This window comes from Bradyrhizobium sp. CCGB01 (assembly GCF_024199795.1).
Lineage (GTDB): Bacteria > Pseudomonadota > Alphaproteobacteria > Rhizobiales > Xanthobacteraceae > Bradyrhizobium.
In genome coordinates this window covers 91,199-109,426 of record NZ_JANADK010000001.1, presented here as the reverse complement: position 1 = coordinate 109,426, position 18,228 = coordinate 91,199, and the positions used below count along the sequence as shown (strand labels likewise).

11 protein-coding genes are annotated in these 18,228 nt (G+C 57.1%); 3 read left to right on the top strand and 8 right to left on the bottom strand.

Going from position 1 to position 18,228, the window contains the following annotated elements:
- Positions 1-65: 65 nt before the first annotated feature.
- Complete coding sequence (locus tag NLM25_RS00435) at positions 66-5,093, top strand: AAA domain-containing protein (RefSeq protein WP_254135641.1); 5,028 nt, start codon at positions 66-68, stop codon at positions 5,091-5,093.
- The gene (locus tag NLM25_RS00430) at positions 5,080-6,546 is read left to right on the top strand and encodes a hypothetical protein (RefSeq protein WP_254135640.1); all 1,467 of its coding nucleotides are present in this window, start codon (positions 5,080-5,082) and stop codon (positions 6,544-6,546) included. The genes NLM25_RS00435 and NLM25_RS00430 overlap by 14 nt, the downstream gene beginning before the upstream one ends.
- A gap of 221 nt (positions 6,547-6,767) precedes the next feature.
- On the opposite strand, the gene NLM25_RS00425 is transcribed toward NLM25_RS00430, so the two are convergent.
- The 3 genes from NLM25_RS00425 to NLM25_RS00415 form a co-directional block, all read right to left on the bottom strand.
- Positions 6,768-7,409, bottom strand: coding sequence for a hypothetical protein (locus NLM25_RS00425; RefSeq protein WP_254135639.1), 642 nt, complete (start codon positions 7,407-7,409; stop codon positions 6,768-6,770).
- On the bottom strand, positions 7,409-8,428 hold the full coding sequence (locus NLM25_RS00420) for an agmatine/peptidylarginine deiminase (protein WP_256570644.1): 1,020 nt from the start codon (positions 8,426-8,428) through the stop codon (positions 7,409-7,411). Before NLM25_RS00420 ends, NLM25_RS00425 begins: the two co-directional genes overlap by 1 nt.
- A gap of 178 nt (positions 8,429-8,606) precedes the next feature.
- On the bottom strand, positions 8,607-9,440 hold the full coding sequence (locus NLM25_RS00415) for a twin-arginine translocation signal domain-containing protein (RefSeq protein WP_254135638.1): 834 nt from the start codon (positions 9,438-9,440) through the stop codon (positions 8,607-8,609).
- 279 nt (positions 9,441-9,719) lie between these two features.
- Between NLM25_RS00415 and NLM25_RS00410 the strand changes: the two genes are divergently transcribed.
- Positions 9,720-10,883: a hypothetical protein gene (locus NLM25_RS00410; protein WP_254135637.1), complete on the top strand. Its 1,164-nt coding sequence runs from the start codon at positions 9,720-9,722 to the stop codon at positions 10,881-10,883.
- A 33-nt stretch (positions 10,884-10,916) separates the two neighbouring features.
- On the opposite strand, the gene NLM25_RS00405 is transcribed toward NLM25_RS00410, so the two are convergent.
- The 5 genes from NLM25_RS00405 to NLM25_RS00390 all read right to left on the bottom strand — a co-directional run bounded on the left by NLM25_RS00405 (position 10,917) and on the right by NLM25_RS00390 (position 18,183).
- Complete coding sequence (locus tag NLM25_RS00405; RefSeq protein ID WP_254135636.1) at positions 10,917-11,309, bottom strand: hypothetical protein; 393 nt, start codon at positions 11,307-11,309, stop codon at positions 10,917-10,919.
- Between the two features lie 117 nt (positions 11,310-11,426).
- A complete protein-coding gene (locus tag NLM25_RS00400) occupies positions 11,427-12,443 on the bottom strand; it encodes a phospholipase D family protein (RefSeq protein ID WP_254135635.1) in 1,017 nt (338 codons plus the stop codon).
- Between the two features lie 71 nt (positions 12,444-12,514).
- Positions 12,515-13,303 carry a pentapeptide repeat-containing protein gene (locus NLM25_RS44220; protein WP_375167803.1) on the bottom strand — a complete coding sequence of 263 codons (789 nt, stop codon included), beginning with the start codon at positions 13,301-13,303 and terminating at the stop codon, positions 12,515-12,517.
- Positions 13,304-13,334: 31 nt separating this feature from the next.
- Positions 13,335-14,648: a DUF2130 domain-containing protein gene (locus NLM25_RS00395; RefSeq protein ID WP_254135634.1), complete on the bottom strand. Its 1,314-nt coding sequence runs from the start codon at positions 14,646-14,648 to the stop codon at positions 13,335-13,337.
- A 211-nt stretch (positions 14,649-14,859) separates the two neighbouring features.
- On the bottom strand, positions 14,860-18,183 hold the full coding sequence (locus NLM25_RS00390; protein ID WP_254135633.1) for a TM0106 family RecB-like putative nuclease: 3,324 nt from the start codon (positions 18,181-18,183) through the stop codon (positions 14,860-14,862).
- Between the last annotated feature and the right edge of the window lie 45 nt (positions 18,184-18,228).

The following is an 18,228-nucleotide window of genomic DNA, read 5'->3' as shown; positions in this document are numbered from 1 at the left end:
AAGGAAAAGCACTTCGTGCGTAATGCTCGATTGGCTATACTCTGCGAGGAATCGGGGGCCGTATTGTGAAAATAACAAATGGCGGGCGCGGGATACACACGCGTGAGATCAGGGGAATTGACCGGCTAAAGAATGATCTTCCCGGAGGCTGGTACGGATTCACGAATCTCGATCTGGTTCTCGGTGCCGGAAAAGCGCGCGAGATTGATGTCATCATCGTTGCCGAGCGGCGGATTTATCTTGTCGATATCAAAGACTGGTACGGGCAGATAACTAGCGTCGACGGGCGATGGCATCTCGACGGGGTCGAGAAGGACGCGTCCCCGGTTGCGAAAATAACGGACATTGCTCGCGGCATGGCTCCGCTTCTTAGTCAAGAGCTGAAGAAGCGCCCTGAGACGCGCAACCTGCCCTTCCCACGTATCGAAGGGCTTGTAGTTTTAACTGGAAAGGCCGACCGGTCCGGCATTGCCGAAACCGAACGTGCGAAAGTCCTCACGATCGATGAGTTTGTGAGAACCGTCAAAGATAACAAACTAGAGCGCCAGACATTCGGAAATGTCGCCGAGGAGTTTCTTAACAGGCCGCTCACTGATCCGTTTTGGAAAGAGCGCCTCAACCGCTTCTTCAACGCGGGACCGAGTTCGCCGTTCAAGCCCGGCAAACGGCGCTTCGAAAGGTTTACCGCTAACGATGTGCCGAGCTTCGCGCATCCAAAGGAAATCTATTGTGAGTACGACGCTGCAGAGGAAGGCAACAAGAACAATCTCGGTACGCTACGCCTTTGGGATTTTAGCAAGTGCGACACCAAATTTCAGAGCGAGGAAGGGCGCCTCGAAATAGCTGGCCGCGAGCAGCAGGTTGACCACTGGCTGCGGGATCGTAGCGAGGAGGCAGAGCAGAACCTTCTAACCCCGAAGATAGATGATCCCGACCGCGGCGTAAATTACTGGGAAGTTTATGACAGGCGTCGCCGGCTGCAACGGCTTGCGGTCTTTGCAGAAACAGAGGCGGGGAAGCTTCTGCCTGCAGAGCGCGTTGAACTTGCGCGCCAACTCATTGCAGCTCTTGCTGGTCTGCATCGCCACGATGCTGCACATCTCGACTTAGGAGGTCACAGCATCTGGGTTGAGTCTCCGACCACGATTAAGTTCTCACACCTCTTGGCAGCGCGCTTTCCGGAGGTGAAGTCACTCGGAAAATCGCGTTACCAGTTTCTGGCCAGTGTGGACGTACCTGACGACGTCCTCGGCGTGGATAGGGGAGTGAAGTGCCGGGACGTGTTTCTCGCAGGCGTGGCCATCCATCAGCTGTTTTTCGGCGTCATCCCAAAGGGCGATCCTCCAGAATGGGACGCAGCGATCGACGCCAACTCAGACTTTGCAGTGCTGCATCACTGGCTAGCACAGGCGCTGGAAGTCGATCCGAATAATCGGTTTCCCGATGCTGTCGTTGCTCTCAGTGCATTCAACAAGGCAACGTCATCGCGCCCCACGCACGAAGAGCTGACGACTGGCCTTGATCGCTTTCGCACAAGTGTGCGCTCACAGCGGCAACTGGTCTCCGCTTATCCAATAGCCGGGGAGCCGATGCTCGAAAGTGATCGGCTTGAGACCTGGCGCAGCGGAAACGGAGAAACCGACGCAATCGTAAAGCTCTGGAAGCAGGCCGCGTGGGGCGATTTAAAGCGCGAAGGTGCGGCAGTGCTGGCCTTCCTTGAACGCGCCGCCGACATGATGGCAGATGGGCCGGCCGGATTGCCGAAAGTCAGAGAAGTCTTTTGGCTGGGCGATGCCTTCGCGATCGTCCAGGACTGGGTGAACGGTGCGACCCTCGCGCACTTAATTGAGAATCCCCCGGAAGAGCTACGTTCGGGACTCGCGGCGCTGTCGCTGATCAAACGGCTTATCTCTACGATCGACGGAATTCATGTCGGCGGGTTCGGTCACGGCGACCTCAAGCCGGCCAATATCGTCATCAGTCCGGAAGGTGAACCGGTTCTTATCGATGCGCTCGACTTTTCGCCGCGAAGCGATGGCGAACTGATCTCTTCCGCATATGCACCGGAAAGCGGAAGCACTTTCGAGCGCGACCGCTTTGCGCTCACAAAGATAGCCGAAGAGGTGCTTGCGAACGCCAAGCTGGACGCTGCGGCCGCAGCGCAGCTTGCCAAAGTGATCTTGGAGTGCCGGGAGAAGGAGCCGCGCCTTTCGACATTGCTTCCGTTGCTCGACGAGATCGAGCGGAGCATCCAACAACTAGAAGCGCCCGCTGTGGAAGCGGCGGATGCCCTGCCAGTGCAGATCAATATTTCCATAATGGGCGCCGCGCCCGGTCCGATCGCGCCTGACGAGGGATATTTGTTCTTGCGGATTCGCCGTAACGCGGAGCGTGGCACACTTTCGCTTATGATCCGCGGAGCTGTGGAGGAGATAGACTTACGTCTTGATAACGATGGCCAAGCGCTGTTTGCGCGAAGGCGCAGCCTTGAGCAGCGTCTAATCAAGCGCTTTTCTGCTCACGAGTTCCATCGAATTGATTCGGCTCTGGCCGTAACCCGCGGCTACACCAACGATCTGTCAGAGCTTGTGCCGCTCCTAAACGATCCCGTCGTCAAGCAGCGCATTGATGATGAGATCGCCGGTGCTTCGTCTCCCGCCTCCGTCGACCCGGAAGACCCAAGAGCAGCAAAACTCTCTGAGGAAGAGGCAGAGGAAATTCTCGTCGAGGAAATTGCGGCTGCCCCACCCGCGGACTTGCCCTACATTGATGTCCAACGGCTATGGCGCACCCTCATCGATGTTGAGAACGAATTGACGATTGAAGGAGTCGCGCAGCTTGACAGTTCGTTCGATCGAGTTGTCAACCGGTACAAGGTAGCGCTTGAACTTGAAAGCGGAGTATTCGAGTTCGCCCGTAACGATACTGTGGGGGTGCAAAGGCAAGACCGAAAAGGTGGCTGGCGACGCATTGGCGAGCTGGACGTGCAGCTGTCCAAGCCAGAGCTTGCAGTCATCAATGCGACCGATCTTGGTACCCCATATCAGGGAAGGCTGGTGGACGCGGGGCAGCGGCTACGATTTGTCAGCCACTTTGAAGTGCAAAGCCTCCGCCGGCGCACCGATGCGGTGGACCGCATTCTCGCCGGGAATGGGCGTTCGCGCGGTTTGCTGTCGGTCTTCGATGCGCGATCGCAGGCGACGCCGACTCGGCTTCACCACGAGATCGACGGGCAGTCGCTGGCTCTTTACGAGTTGAATCCGGATCAGAAGCAGGCATTCGAGCGCATCATCGCGTGCAGGCCTGTCGGTCTGCTGCAAGGTCCTCCCGGCACAGGAAAGACGCGATTTATCGCTGCATTGACGCACTACGCGATTACGAAGGGGCTTGCCCGAAACGTCCTCCTCGCCAGTCAATCCCACGAGGCGGTGAACACCGCCGCGGAGGCTGTGCTTTCGCTCTTCCGGAAGACCGGCGGGCAGCCGAGTCTCCTGCGGGTTGCTGCGGATGAAGAACTTGTGTCACCTCCGCTGCGGCCATTTCACACGACCAAAGTGGAGCAGTCGCTTAAGGACAGGTTCCGGGCCTCTTTCCGCGAGCGCCTTTGGACAATCGGCGAGTCTCTTGGTCTGCCCGAGAGCGTCGTCGACGATATTGTCGCTCTTGAAGCTAATATCCGCCCGATCGCTGCGCGCATCAACGAATTGATCGAGAGCGCCGAATACGACGAACAGCGTTACAACGGGCTGATCGAGACATTGAAGCGGCATCTGGAAGAACTAGAGCTTGTTGAGCTCTTGGCGGAAGAAGAACAGGACTGGTCCGTTTTTGTCGAGCGTGCTGCCGAGAGGCTTATGTCCCGTCACTCACGGACCAACGGTACCAACGCTGGCCGGATCGACAGCCTTTACAGAGCCGCTGTCGTTGGGCGGGATTTTACGGGGAGCGTGTCCAGGATACAGCGGAGCTTTGAGAGCTTTCTTGCTGGTACCAGGCAGATCGTGGTTGGAACATGCGTCGGGCTGGGGCGCACTTCTCTAGGCTTAACCAACACCGCATTCGATCTGGTGATCGTCGATGAAGCGGCTCGCTGCACCGCGAGCGAGCTCCTAGTGCCGTTGCAGGCGGGGCGTTGGGCTGTACTTGTCGGGGATCATGCGCAGCTTGAGCCGCATCACAAGGCCGAGGTGATAAACCAAGTCGCTGAACGTACGGGAATTCCCAAGCGCGAAATACAACGGAGCGACTTCGAGCGGGTCTTCTCGACTCCATACGGCAAGCAAGCCGGTGCGCGTTTGAAGACTCAGTATCGCATGTGGCCGCCGATCGGAGCGCTCGTATCGGAAACGTTCTACCCTGACCTTGCCCTAGAACCAGGTAGAAGCAAGCCCGAAATAGAGCCATCGCTTTTGCCCGCAAGCCTCGACAAGCCTCTCATCTGGGTGGAAACAGATGCGTTGGGCGAAGCAGCGTTTGACCGGCGTGCGGAAGATGGAAGCAGCCGGATCAACAGAGTCGAAGCAGATGCAATTGTCTCACTCCTGGAGGAGTGGCATTCACACGACGCTTTCCGTGGCTGGTTGCAGACGCAGCAGAAGCATCCCGCTGGCGTGGGCGTTATCTGCATGTATGCAGCGCAACGGGATTTGATACGACGGCGGTTGCGGCAGTCGCCGCTCGCCTATCTTCTAAATCAGCATGTCAAGGTGGGGACAGTTGATAGCTATCAGGGAAAGGAAAATCCTATCATTCTGCTCTCACTGGTCCGCAACAATGAGGACGGGCCTTTGGAAAGCGGTGTCAGGCGGATCCAAGAGGGATTTCTTACAGCGCCGAATCGCATCAACGTTGCCGCAAGCCGCGCGATGGACAGATTGGTAATCGTCGGCGCGCGGAGAAGGTGGTCGAGCCGCGGTCCGCTTGGTAGGCTGGCCGCTGCGTTCGAACGTCAAGAAGCCGCCGGAACGGCTCGCTCGGTCGAAGTGCAGGCGCTACTTGAGCGCGACGCCGCTGTCCCCGAAAAGAAAGGCAGGGTCAAGTCTCTGCAGAATCGACCGGCAACAGCCGCAGGAGGGTCACATGGGCAGCGTTAGCCGTCAGCCGATTCTTCGCCTCAAAGGACAAGAACTCGTGCCGCCCGACGAAGACCGGCGCGTCGAGATCGGCGTCTACGACGTCCTGCTTCCCTGCAGGAAATATGAAGTATCGTATAAGGTCGCGGTCTTAGGCAAAGTCAGTCCAAGCCTCGAGTTTCTGCTTCGCCTCCTCAAATCCGTGCCTGGTCTTTCGGACGAGGCAACAGCGGCTTTCTTCGGCTATTCCCGTGCCGAGATTGCCTATGTGCTTAACGAGGCAATAGGTCCGGGTTTCGTTGAGCGGAAGGACGCACGCTTGTGGCTTACAACTGCTGGCGACGGACTGTTCAAAGAAGGCGAGGATGAACCCGCCATCTTTTCAGTCGAGGATCGTCGTCGAGCTGTCGGCTTTGATCTTCTTGCGATTGCGCCGCAGCAGCCAAGACCTGTCGATTCTGTCGAACAATGGCTTCCCGAGCTGCCCATCGAAGATGGCGCGGGGACTGGTAGAGTCGCGGAGAAGATTACGGAACGATTTGGCCGTTTTTTCCATGAGCTTGCCGATCGCAACGACCGTGAGCAGTTTCAGCGGCGGGACCTGTATTCGATTGATGGGGTCATTCCAAAGGAACGTTTCCAGGCTCCTGTTCGCATTCGTGCTTTCGCTCAGGCCTCAAGCCCAAGCCTTGCCGAAATCGACTTAAGCTCATGGCGTCCCGATCATGAGGTCGCGGACCGAGCGCAGATCGAGAATTCGGCTGCATTGCTGATCGAAGATCTCAAAGTCACAGGCAACCAGCTCAATGCGAATCTTGCCTACGAAGTGCTGGCCGAGCTGGCACCAGAGTTCCTGAAAGAGTTCATTACGCGCAGTGGACTCGCGGCCAACCGATACTGGAGAGAGGCCGTCGGGCGCGCTGGCGAGCCGCGAAGCGACCGAAAGACGATCCCGATTGTAGGTCCGCTGTATACCGAGGATAATGCCAAGCGCCTTCTCGGCGTGCTGGATTACGGTCTGCGCGACAAAGCCGAACTCGCCGACTTCGTTTTGTCGGTTGCTCCCCAGACTGGATTTTGGGGCGCCACGACCCAGCTGCGCGACACGCTTACATTTTTGAGGCGCAGGATCGGACTCAACCCAACTGCCGAATCTCCTGATGTGAGTACTGTCTGTCTCTTTGCCGGAAAACCTCCGCGTTACGTCGAAAGAACGTTCGACGAGATCCATTGTTCGGATGCTCCGGAGTTTCCCCCGGCGTTGGAAATGATGATCTTCCCGCGAGTCGCAGTAGCCGCGCTAGTGCATGCTCCAATCGGCGCAACATCCGGCCAGGCTGTTCCCTTGGGATGGGCAACCTTCGATGAGCAGGTGGTCGCGCGGGCGCAGACCTATGTAGCAGATCGGCTAGGGCGCTTTGTCCAGGATGATGTCCTTTACGACCGATACACGGACGCCTTGAGCGCCGGCTGATTGCCCGTGCGGCTCGTGCCACACCGGCTCTATTCAGTGGGCTAATGGCACCGTCATCGCCGTCGCCGCAGCCCAATGCGGCTTGCTGAGCTTTCATCTCTGTCGGAGAGTTGCCCTGGGTCTGTTTCGTCCTCACCAAAGGGTTAGGCTGTACTCGTGAGCGAGAGTGGTGCTCTGTGCGGTCCGTTCGATATCACCCGCCCTTCGGGAATGATCTCGCCCTAGGTCGAGGCATCAAGCCTAACGCTGGTTGGCAATTCCATTCGGTCGACTGCCAGAATGACAACGTTTTCGCGTTCAGCCGCAGGTTTTACGCTGCAGGTCACCTCTTCCAATCCGTAAGCCTCGAGCTTTCCGGCGATAGAGGCGCGGACATCGGTGTTGCCGATTGCGTGATGTTGGGCCCCGCCCCCGTACGAATACGTTTTCGTCTCCTTGAGAAAACTTGGAAAGCTTACATTGAGGTCGCGAGCTACGACCGCAAACCGTGTGAACTGACCTTCCGGAATTGCTAGTTTGACGAAATCAGAATGAAGGCGCGCATGATTTTGACCTCTGGCAGTCATGAATTTGACCTCAACGAGTATCTTGGCCTCACCTAGGGAACTGCTCGAACTCCTATTTTCAGCCACTAAATCGTAGTTGATTACTCCTGATTTTCCTTTTTGGACAAGCCTGTACAGATCTTGCTCTGCTGTTACGGCCAGGCCGTGGCCAATGAAATATTCAGCTATCGGCATGACTAACATCGACTCGCTCAGCAGCCCCTCGAAGCCGCAACGCTGCTTGTAAGCAATCCAATGGGAGATCGCATCGGCGAGCCCAGATGTCAGATCATGCGAGAGTGAGGAGGGTTGCCGCATCAGAGGCTGCTCCTAGGTTCGATTTGAGGTTGCGTCAAGCAGCGTATGCCGCCGCCGCCAGCTGCAATATGGTCGATTTCAAGCATGTGTATTTCCATGCCAGGAAAGGCGTCCTTCAAGGCCAGCCGGGCGAGTTCGTCCCTCTCTGGATCTCCAAACCGTCCGGCGAGGAGGGCTCCATTGGTAACGTAGCCGTTTAGATAACACGGGGCGAAGAATCTCCCAGAATAGCGCCAGTACCTTTGGCGCGGCGCCAGCACCAGCTTCAGGAGTGGCTCGCGCCCATCGACATCTTTGATCTGCTCAAGCATTCGGATATCTTGCTCACGATTTCGCCCATTCTTGTGCAGTGGGTGAACTGCTTCGACAAGTATCGTCCCTGAATTTGAGAATAGAACATATCCGTCAGGGTGGCCGCTTGTGATTGGCTCCTCGGGGTCGCCGTCTAACCAGATCAATTGTCGGGCACCGAGTTTAGCAAAGCCGCCCTCGATTTCCTTCATGTCTAATGTTCGATTTCTATTGCGAGTGAGCAGGCAGCTCTTGGTAGTGAGAACTGTGCCACGTCCGTCCGTAATTATTGCGCCGCCCTCGCAAACAAAGGGCGCAGTCATAACAGGGATGCGGGTGAGAGTAGATATAAATCCAACCAAACGATCTCCGGCCCGAGCTGGACGGGTTGCCGTCGAGCCCCAGCCATTGAAATTCCAGCCTATCAGCAAAGCCGCGCTTCCACGAAACGCAAAAGTAGGCATGATGTCCCGCATCCAAACGTCGCTCACGGGAGCCGGCACGATCTCGACGTTCTTACCGGCGAACTGGGCTGTCGCTTCCGAAGCCAGATCGGGTGGTGTCAACAGCATCACGGGTTCGTAGTTGGCGATCGTCAATATCACCTTGCGCAGTTCACGCTTGACAGCGTCCGAGTATGAGCCCCATTCCCGATGCACGGCCCAGGACATCCAACAGCATTGGTGCGGCTCCCATTCTGCCGGTATTCGGATGAGCTCGGTATTCATCGGTCAGGCGGCTCTGGGTTGAAGGGTTATCGGCCAAGCGGCTAGGCTCCTGGTCGGACCATCGCGGCGAGCATTGAATATGAGGGGGACATCCGTGCCGGGGGACCTATGGTCCGCGCCATCCGGCAATCGGACTGCGGAGTCCAATCTGGTGGTGCGAGCCGAAGATCAGTTATTATCATGATCTGAAGTTCTCCAGGCCAGAGCCATATCCCAGAAAGTGTTTCTGAGTGGCCTGCAAAAATCCGGCCTCGACGTCGGGCGACAGCGCGATTTGTTGGGCAAGTTCATTCAATGCTTCAGTGGAAAGGGCGGCTCGGGCTTCGAAGCAGAGATTCGGTTGATGCGACAGCGAGCTATCCGACGCAATCGCCCAGAAATCACATGCCGTTAGAGTTCGCCAGGACTCCTGCGACGTTGAGTAAGGAGCATCGTAGTACGCTGGATCGGCGTCGCTCAAATGAGCATCCGTGTAGTCGATGCCCACCACTTTGCCATAGGCTTGCTTGATGCAGGGCATGAGATCGCGCCATTGCAACCGAGTAACGCCACAAGAACTCAAATCTATGATCGCAGTGGACCCCGCTGAAAACGGCTGTCTGCTCCTGAATCGGGCGAGGGCACTGCCGAGCGCCTCGGGGACGTCTTCGAATTCCCCGACGAGTGTAGCCAAGTTCGATTCATCGTCGCCAATGCGAACGTCAAAATAGTGAGATATGGCAGATTTGATCTTATCTATTGATTGCCCCTCGGTCCGCTCAGAGGTGACCTCATCCCAGACGACGAATCTTCCAAGTACGTCGGAGAGCCGGGCGACATCGATTGATCCGCAGCGTGCCATCCACAGGTCGACGGTCCGTGCTGGCGACTTGCTTTCATTCCATGCAACCACGCACACTTCTGTAAGGCTATCATTGGAGTTGCGCGCAGACGCACAGAGATCGCTACCAATGGCGGCCGAGACTGGTGCGGCTGCGAGCTGAGCGAGGAATTGTCGTCGGCTGAATATCATCTTCATTCCGCGACAGTACGATTTGTATATTCAACGTCAAATAATTCTCAAAACTACGAGGCCGCATTCACCAGGATGGAGGAGCCACTCTGCTCCCCACAGCCATGTGCTAGGTGTCCTATATCATTACGCGGTACATACCATTTTGGACTTTGGGGCAGCGCTCCATCGACATTGAATTCGCCCATGAGCGTCTCTGCTTGACAATAGACTAGGCGGAGCACTCATAGCCAATCGACATAACGCGCCAAGAAATCCTCGATACCAAGAGCTGCGAGCATGAACACTGAATTTACTCGGAAGGAGCTGTACGATCTCGTGTGGTCTCAACCGATGAGAACCGTGGCAGCCGGCCTGGGCATATCCGACGTTGCCCTCGCAAAGCACTGCAAGAAGGCTGACATTCCCGTGCCGGAACGAGGATATTGGGCGAGGAAACAAGCTGGAAAACCGACCATACAAATTGCATTGCCGCCTCGCTTTCCCAGTGCCTCTGATCGCATTGGAGAATCAGCAGGAGGCAACGATTGGGGCCCGGATTGGGCCGTAAAATTCAAGGAGGTAGCCATTCCTCCTGTCCCCACCTTCGATGAGGACATGCGTTCCGTCGAACAGCGCGCCAGAAAGTTGGTGGGCCAGGTCCGCTGCAGGCGCGCGTTCGAGCCCGCACATCCGCTCGTGGCGAAACTTCTTGCACAAGACGAGGAGCGGCGGAAGGATTTTGCGAAATGGCGTTCCGACTACTACGCTCCAAAATACGACACCGGAATCGAGCGGAGACGTCTACTGGTCATCAACGCGCTCTTTCTGGCCGCCGCGCGTCTTGGATGCCGATCCTCAATGAGCACCTCAAAGTACGGACAAGCTGCCGCCAATGAAAGGGATATCTGTATCACGATCGGCCGATCCCATGTGCACTTTACGATCGAACCGATCAAATCCAGAAAAGAAAGCCAGAAGGAGCGTTTGCGTCTTGCTTTCGGCACGGCGCGCGATCGAGCAAACGCAAACAAATTCTGGGAAGATGGCGACGAGAACCGGCTTGAAGACCAGCTAACGGATATCTTGGTCGAAATGCTGGTCAGTGCGGAAGCCTCTTACCGCAATGGTCTCATCCGCCATAGAGAATGGGTCATTGGACGAAAAGCTGACGCCGAAGCTGAACTCAAGCGACGACAGGACGAGACCGAGCGCAAAGCACGCGAGCTTAAGGAGAGGTTGGAGAGAGAACGGATTCGACGCTTGCTGTCCCAGGCTAAGGCGCTGGACCGCGCTAACCAGATCCGGGCTTATGTGGAATCAGCCCGATTGGGGCTCGGCGAGATGACGATAACGCAGGAAGAATTCGAGAATTGGGCAAATTGGGCGCAACAGGAGGCAGATCGCATAGATCCGCTGAAGAATGGTACGATCAAGCAAGGTATTGCGGAGCATTGTGGCTAGGCTCATGTTGCGTCACGAAAGCTCTGAGGCCTCTTACTCGCTCCCTATTGTGGTCTGCTCGAGCCTGAAGGCGCCGCTCACTGGATCGGCATCAACGACGCGCATAACAAGTCGTTCCTGAGGATAACATTCGGCGATACGGCGTGTCTGACCATCCTGCTTGGGAGTGGCGACGATCACTCTGACGATGCCATTACAGTGATCGCGCGCCCATAATAGATCTTCCATGAAGTAGCGGAAGCCTGGTCCGTTTGACCAGTCGCCGCGGCTCGGCCGAGAGTAGATCATCTGTCCGGCGGTCCCAATAAACTCATCTTTCCAAAGCGTGACTACTACAACCTTGTCGTCTTCCGACCTGGCTGACCAACTCCAGTTTGCATTGCGCGGTTTCACTCCGTAGGTCTTAAACGCCTCGGTATGACTCATTTTCGGCCAATGCTCTCTCCTTTTGTTTGTTGCGCCCTAGCACCTGACAGGCGGCATCAGGCGAACGCGTAGCAAGCTGTTTTCGCCTCGCTTCTGGATGCGCTTGCCTGGCATAACTTACTTGGCGCGGGCGGTTGTCGCGAGCTCGTAGAGAATTGGCGCGGCCTCAGAGAGAGACAGTACGCGCCCCTCATTGTCTCCCTCCTTCGCAGCCGCCTTCCATAACTCCGCACTGCATGCTTCCAGTAGCTTCGCGTCCGTTTTTGTTAATCTGCAGTGAGGCCCTTTCGATCCACGGTCCGACACGAAGTAGTAGTCCGCTGCATCGTTGCCAAAATGCCCCGGCCAACCTCGGACTTTTTCGAAAGTGTGGAGGAAATTGCCCATCCTTATTCTGCCGTTGCGTATATGGCAGTCGATCAGGAAGTGATCCGGAGGAAGCTCTGGCCAGTCGATATACCAGTCGAGCTTCTCAAAAGCTTTGTCGCTAATATTGAGGAATGCCCTTATCTTTTTGGCCTGTTGCGTATCTTCTAGTGCTTGTTCGATAAAGCGCCTTTGTTCCTTTGTTCCGGAATCGCTGTACATCGCCAGCGCAATTGGTACCTGTGGGGGTACTCGACCGCGAAGCGCGACGATGAATTCAGTCAGTGAGGGAATGCCTCCATTGCTCGGCTTTCTGGCCAAGGCCGCGAGCTCTAGATCAAACGCTTCGATCTTCTTGCTTTCATGCTCGAAGAGCTTTTGGAACCAATCCGCTATCGCTTTCAGCTCGGCGGGGTCCTGCACGAGTACGCCAGCCTCCAGCAGGCCATCTGAGGAATCCTCTTCCTCCGGTAGTCCGTTCGAGGAAGCGTTGGCCGAACCAACAATCGCACCGTATTCCGTCCAAATCACTTTCGCATGGAGATTGTCTAGTTGCCGCGCCTTGGCGCCAAAAAGCTTTATAACCTCGGGGGCGGATTTGCCTCCTTTCAGGCAACAGATAACTCTCACGTCAGGTCTTTCGGGGTCGAGCTTAAGCAAGTGAAGCGCTCTCGAGCCCCAGTAAGCAATAGCCAGATCGAGTTTCCCGGCTTTTGCGCAAAGCCTCTTCATTTCATTTGTAAGTGCAAGTCCATGCAAGAACTTCATTCTCATTCCTGGTTCTTTGGAAGCCGCTCGTTTAGGTCGAAAAAGGGCGTGCCTCGCCTCTCATGCTCAGCTTATTGGGGGCTCAGTGGCGGCGTGTAGTGAGGCGGCCAAGTACAGCCAGGCCCAATCTGTGCATTTGAAAAGTCTACGTCCTCCAGTTTCGCAAAACGGAATCGCGCCGCTGTAATTTGTGCGCCTTTGAAGCTCGTGCCTAAGAGGCAAGCCTCTGAAAAGGAATTCTGACAAAAAATCTCTACCCCTCCGAATATTGTGCGATCGAAATCGGCATGCCTCAATGAGGCTTGGGAGAAGCTAGCGCCACTGAAATAGCCTCTTATCATCGAGTTATCGAAGCACGCCAAGCTAAGATCTGTTTGAATGAAAGTGGCGGAGATAGCGGGAAGATCGGAGAAATTGGACGATTCCAAGACCGGGTTTGCGGGCCGGCCCCATACTGCACTCTTGCACTCAGCTCTCCGCAATGTCGCCCCCGAAAAGATCGGTGCGATCAGATTGGAGTAAGATAGCCGCGCCCCCTGTAGAGAAGCGCAATGAAAGTTGACTTCATTGCCTTGGATGCCGGTTAGATCAGCCTCTGTGAAGTCCGCGTCGCGTAGAACGACGAGTTCGCTCCTAGTGCGGCCGAAGTCCAAACCAGACAGGTCTCGATTGCTGAATACCGCTCTGCGGCCACGCTCGTCTCCATCGAGCCAGAGAGAGTGCAGCGGTATGGCGTCTTCGAGCTCAGATTGCGTAACTCGCGGTTGGTAATGCCTCGAAACAGCGGGACTAGAAAGGGAGGCCCTAGGATTGGCTGCCGCCGCTAGCACCCCAAAAAAGGCTCTCCGAGCCAAGTTCATTCCGTCCTCCAAGTCATGCTAAAGCAATCGATCATGACGCCTTCCGTTCGCCGTCCGTCGGGCTTCCCAGCAGAGGCATATCAAGGCTAGCGATCTCGGGCATCGCCTTGCCCGCAATCGCCTGCAAGTCTCCGACCATGCCGACGGTGGACTCGATCACGGCGACGATCTGCGTCTCTCGCTTTGCCCACTGCCGGCCTATGAACTTGCGTTCCCGGTCGAGATCCTCGCGCATATCGTTGAATTTCTCGATGACAGCTTCCACCCGCTGGCGGAATTTCGTGCCAGTCAGATAATGATAAACTTGCTCCATCTTGGTCTGTTGTCCTTGCTGGACCAGGCGCGAGCTGTTGACCTCTATCAAAGTCTGACGAAGCGCGACAGCAACTGGCACCGCACAACGTGGATGGGTCACCCACACGCCGTCGACCAAGTCAAAGTGCTCGACATGCTTCGGTAGTGCGTGAGAGATGATAAGTGCAACATCTGCGCCGCAGCGGCGTTGATCGTCGCGCAGCTTTGGTAGCCAGCCATCGCTCCAAGCTTTGGTGCGCTTGGATTCCCAGAGAATTATGCCGGCAGGCTGACCGATCGAGCCATTAACCTGCTGGACGACGTCGGCGCCCAATTCACCCTTGCCGACGGGCTCGACGAGATCGGTAGGAAAACGCGCGCGAAGAAGTTCCTCAAGCTCCAGCTCGAGAACCTCGCCTTGAGATTGCTGCGACCCCTGCTCAGCCTTGCGCTTGAGCTCCTCGATCGTGCGCGCCATCGATTCAATGGTCTGGTCTTTTTCGAGTACTCGCAGGCGCGCCGCGTCGTCGGCCTCGCATTTTGCTTTGGCGCGGATTTCCGCAATAGAGGCCTCGACACGCTTTTCGATTGTCAGATCGAGCTCGCGTTTCTCTTCGTCGAGCGCGCGTTGCTTGCGTATCAGCTCGGCTTGCGCCCTTTGTGCTTCTGCGAGTTTGATATTGTTGGCTTCCAGCGACCGTCGGAGTTCCGCAGCTTCCGTCGTCTTGGTCAGCAGCTCGGCGGCGCTAACCTCGCGCGCCTTCTTCGCTTCGATAGCAGCTATCTGGCTTCGTTCGGCGGCGAGCCGCTCTGCAACCTGATCATCAATCTGCTCGCGCGCCCTGGCGAGATCTTCGCGTTCCTGACGCACGGCCTCCAACTTCTGCGAGACCTCGGCATCCTTTCTGGCGAGCTGTTCGTGAAAGCGCCGGCGCGTCTCCTCGATGAGAGGCGCGGCAAGCGATTCCGTCAGCCTGATCTCATGATTGCAGTTTGGACAACAGAGAGTGGGCTCACTCGAAGTTCCTGCCGCAGCTGCTCTAAGGTTCATATGCCCTCTCTCCTTTGCCGCTCGATGCTGCCCCGAATCTTTATCGGACCAACTTACTCGCATCTAGAATAGTGCGGCTCTAACCCGATTTCCGCATGTTGGACGAATCCAGTTGTGATATGCATGGGCTTTTCCACCGAAAGCAGCTTGAGTTGCAACGGTAGCCTGAAGCGTTCAAGTCGCTCAATGATCTCGCCACCTTCTGGAGTGACTAGACGCATTTGGCGATTGCCTCCGCGTGCGCAAACAAATTGAGGCGCAAGAGATCCTCGAGCCTCGGCCAGGAGCCTTCCAACAGCTCATGGCTGAGCACCACAATCGCAAGGCACTGCGCACGGCTGACGGCGACGTTGAATCGATTGCGATTGAAAAGGAATTCGGTTCCTCTGGGCGCGTCTTCGCCTCGCGAGGTCGACATCGAGATGATGCTAACCGCTGCTTGCTGGCCTTGAAACTTGTCGACTGTGCCAATTTTAGTGCCGGCGGGCAGGCACCGCTTGAGCAAATTGACCTGCATGTTGTAGGGCGCCACGACAAGGATGTCAGCCAGAGACAACGGAGTTATCGATGCTGGGTGCTTTTGTACTTGGTGCCTCAGCAGATCTTGGATCAGCGCTGCGATTGCGTCAGCCTCTTGAGATGACGATTGTGTGCACCCTTCGTGTTGCACGCCGAACAGCGTGATCCCGGCCGGCTGGAGCGCGCGATGCGCTCCGGGTGACAGGATGAGCTGACGAGCTTTGGTCTCAACATGCGCTGTCAAGCGACCATCGTAGATGGCGTCTGATATGAAATTGCAGAGCGTTGGATGAAGCCGCCGGCTTTCGTTCAAGAGGATGCCGCGGTCAGGCGGAACGGTCGCCTGGTCTTGCAAGAGATATTCGAGGGACGAGAGTCCGCTTTCGCCCGGGTGCACCCCTTGCACCGGCTGGGCGAGTTGCATCTGATCGCCCACCAGCACAAGGTTTCGAGCTGCTGATCCCATGGCCACGAGATTGCCGAGCGAAACTTGCCCTGCCTCATCGACTATCAAGTAGTCAAATTGCTGCCTCTGATCCTCGCGGCAGAAATGGAAGGCGGTGCCGCCAACCAGCTGGAATGCGCGACCGATGTGCTTGGAATCGAACACCGTTCGGATATTTGCGCTGTTGAAATGACTATCCGGCTCGTCCTGGCGGCCTTTCTTGGCACCTGGAAACGCCAGGCTCATCGCGACTGCCCGCTTTTCGATCTCCTCGAGCACGTTGTTGATAGCCTTGTGCGAATTCGATGCCACGCCAACGCGAAAGCCCTTGCTCAGCAGGAGCACCGCGATCTCGGCAGCGGTGTAAGTCTTCCCGGTGCCGGGCGGTCCCTGAATGAAGAGATAACTGTTGTCGAGGTCCAGAACTGCTCGCGTTGCCGCGGCACCGGCTGACTCACCGATATCCTGAAGCGGGGCGCCCGCCGCGCGCCCTTTGAGCCTTGGCGCACGCCGTTCGAGCAAATGCATGAGGCCCGAGTCGCTTTCGAGGGCGCCAATCGCAAAGCGCTCTGCGAACGCCATGACCGCTTCGGGCAGATCACGCTGATTGAGTGGCGTCGACAAAAGGCTGAAGCGCTGTGGAAAGCCTCCGGCCTTGGTGCCGCGCCGAAGAACTATCAATCCGTCTTCCGGCATCAGGTCGACGATGGTCCCGGCAGGGGCCAGGGTTGCGGCAATCTTTGGGATGCCTCCGGTACGTAGCTTCGTGTCTTGCGGCGGGAAACGAAAAGTGGTTTCAATGGATCTCTTGTCCGGCACGGGTGGAGATGACGGATCGGGTACGAGGTCGCCAAGGCTTTCCGGGTCCTCGACGAGTTCGTCCTCCGACCAAGTTTGACGTTCGAAGACGGACCACCAGCCGGGCTTTTGTGCCCGCTGGTGAAACCAGAGCAGTTCAGCCACGAGCTCCCTCAGGTCAGAATTTCCTGAGGCGCTCGCGCGCACCCGCCTCGCGAGATCCTGCTTCGCTGCTTCGCGCGCTTTCCGCGCTGCACTCTGTTCAGGTTTGTCGCCGGCTTCGTCAATGACCCGGTAATCAACGCCTGGGGGGCGCATACCTTCGAGCCAGTCGCGGAGCTGCGCGGTGGAGACGCAGTCCTCCTTGTTGTAATACGCAATCGATTCGAGAATGGCGGCTTCGCCCGTCAGGCGCCACCGTTCGTACTTTACGATGCTATCTGCTGCGGTGGTCACGTCGCCGGCGCGCTTACCGCGGTAAATCTGCTCAAGGTCTTTCAGCGAATAGCCTTCGGTTGATGCGCGGATCGCTTGACGGATCACCCGGTAGAGGTCGACGAAGCGGCGCTCGTACAGCATCCTGTCGAGCTCGGCCTCCATGGTGGCATATCGCATCGCCAGGCGCTTGAGCGCGGTCAGTTCGTAAGCGGCGTAATGATAGATGTGGGCGTCGGGATACTTGGTGAGATGCCTGACGAAGCGTCGCATGAGCGCCTCGAAAGCTGCTTTCTCTTCAGCATGGTTGTGAGCCCACGAGATATGAAATGTATCCGGCGTGCTATCGTCAAGCGGTCCGACTACACCGAAAAGATACTCGAGCCCTTCTTCATACAGCGCATCGCCTTCGAGATCGAAGAAGAGGTCACCGGCATCCGGCGGGGGCAAGAGGTAGAAACCGCGGCCTGGAACGGCCGTTAAGATCTCCAGACGCGGCTCGCCATCGTTGCGCGCTTGCAACTGAAGGGACGCCTGCGCCGCAAGCTTTGCGACTGTCTCGGCGCCCATGCCCGGCACCTTGGCGTCTGGCTGGATGGCGGCAAGGTCCGCGAGTGTCTTGATTCCAGCCTCTTCAAGCTTGACGACCTGTGCGCCGCTGACGCCCGCAACGAAGAAGGGGCTATCGGTCGTGCGCCAGTCCGCCTCGCAGTTGGGTTTGAAGTCGCATTGGGCACAGGCGGCGCATGGTATGGCACGCGTGGCGCGGGTCTCGGCGGCACAGAATGACTCGAAGCGACGCATGAGGCGCCGCAGGATATGCCGCGTTTGCGCGAGATCGAACGATGTCGGATCACCGCCGGCGACGTGGAGGGTGCCCCGGGCAACGGGCATGGCGTGGGTCGCGGCAAGAAGTTCGGCATAGATGCCAAGCTGAAGGACGTGTTCGACTTTGGCTTTGTGGGCGAGCTTGGCGTCTTCCGGCTCGTAGACAAACGCGCCGCCGGTTGCAGGCTTCCGCACCAGAAAATCTGGAAACCCGATCCAGTCGCCGTGGATCAGCGCGCCCTGATAGATGAGCGGCGCTTTAGCCGCGATGGCGGCACGCGTTGCCGCGTCGCGCTCGCTCGCCGGTGCCGACCCCGAAATATGGACGGCTTTCCCATATTGCGTTTCAAGGTGGGCGAGAACCTTGGCTTCGTGCTCGAAGCCCTTGGTGCGGATCAGGTCTATTGTTGCGTCGGGCGCCGGTGCTTTGGCGCCCACAAGCCATAGCGCCGCCTGGTGCGGGCAGCCGAGATAATCATTCAGACGCGAGGGTGACAGCGGTGTTTTCATGGAGGCGAATCAACCAGCGGCCTACGACAAAAGCGGTCGTAGCCA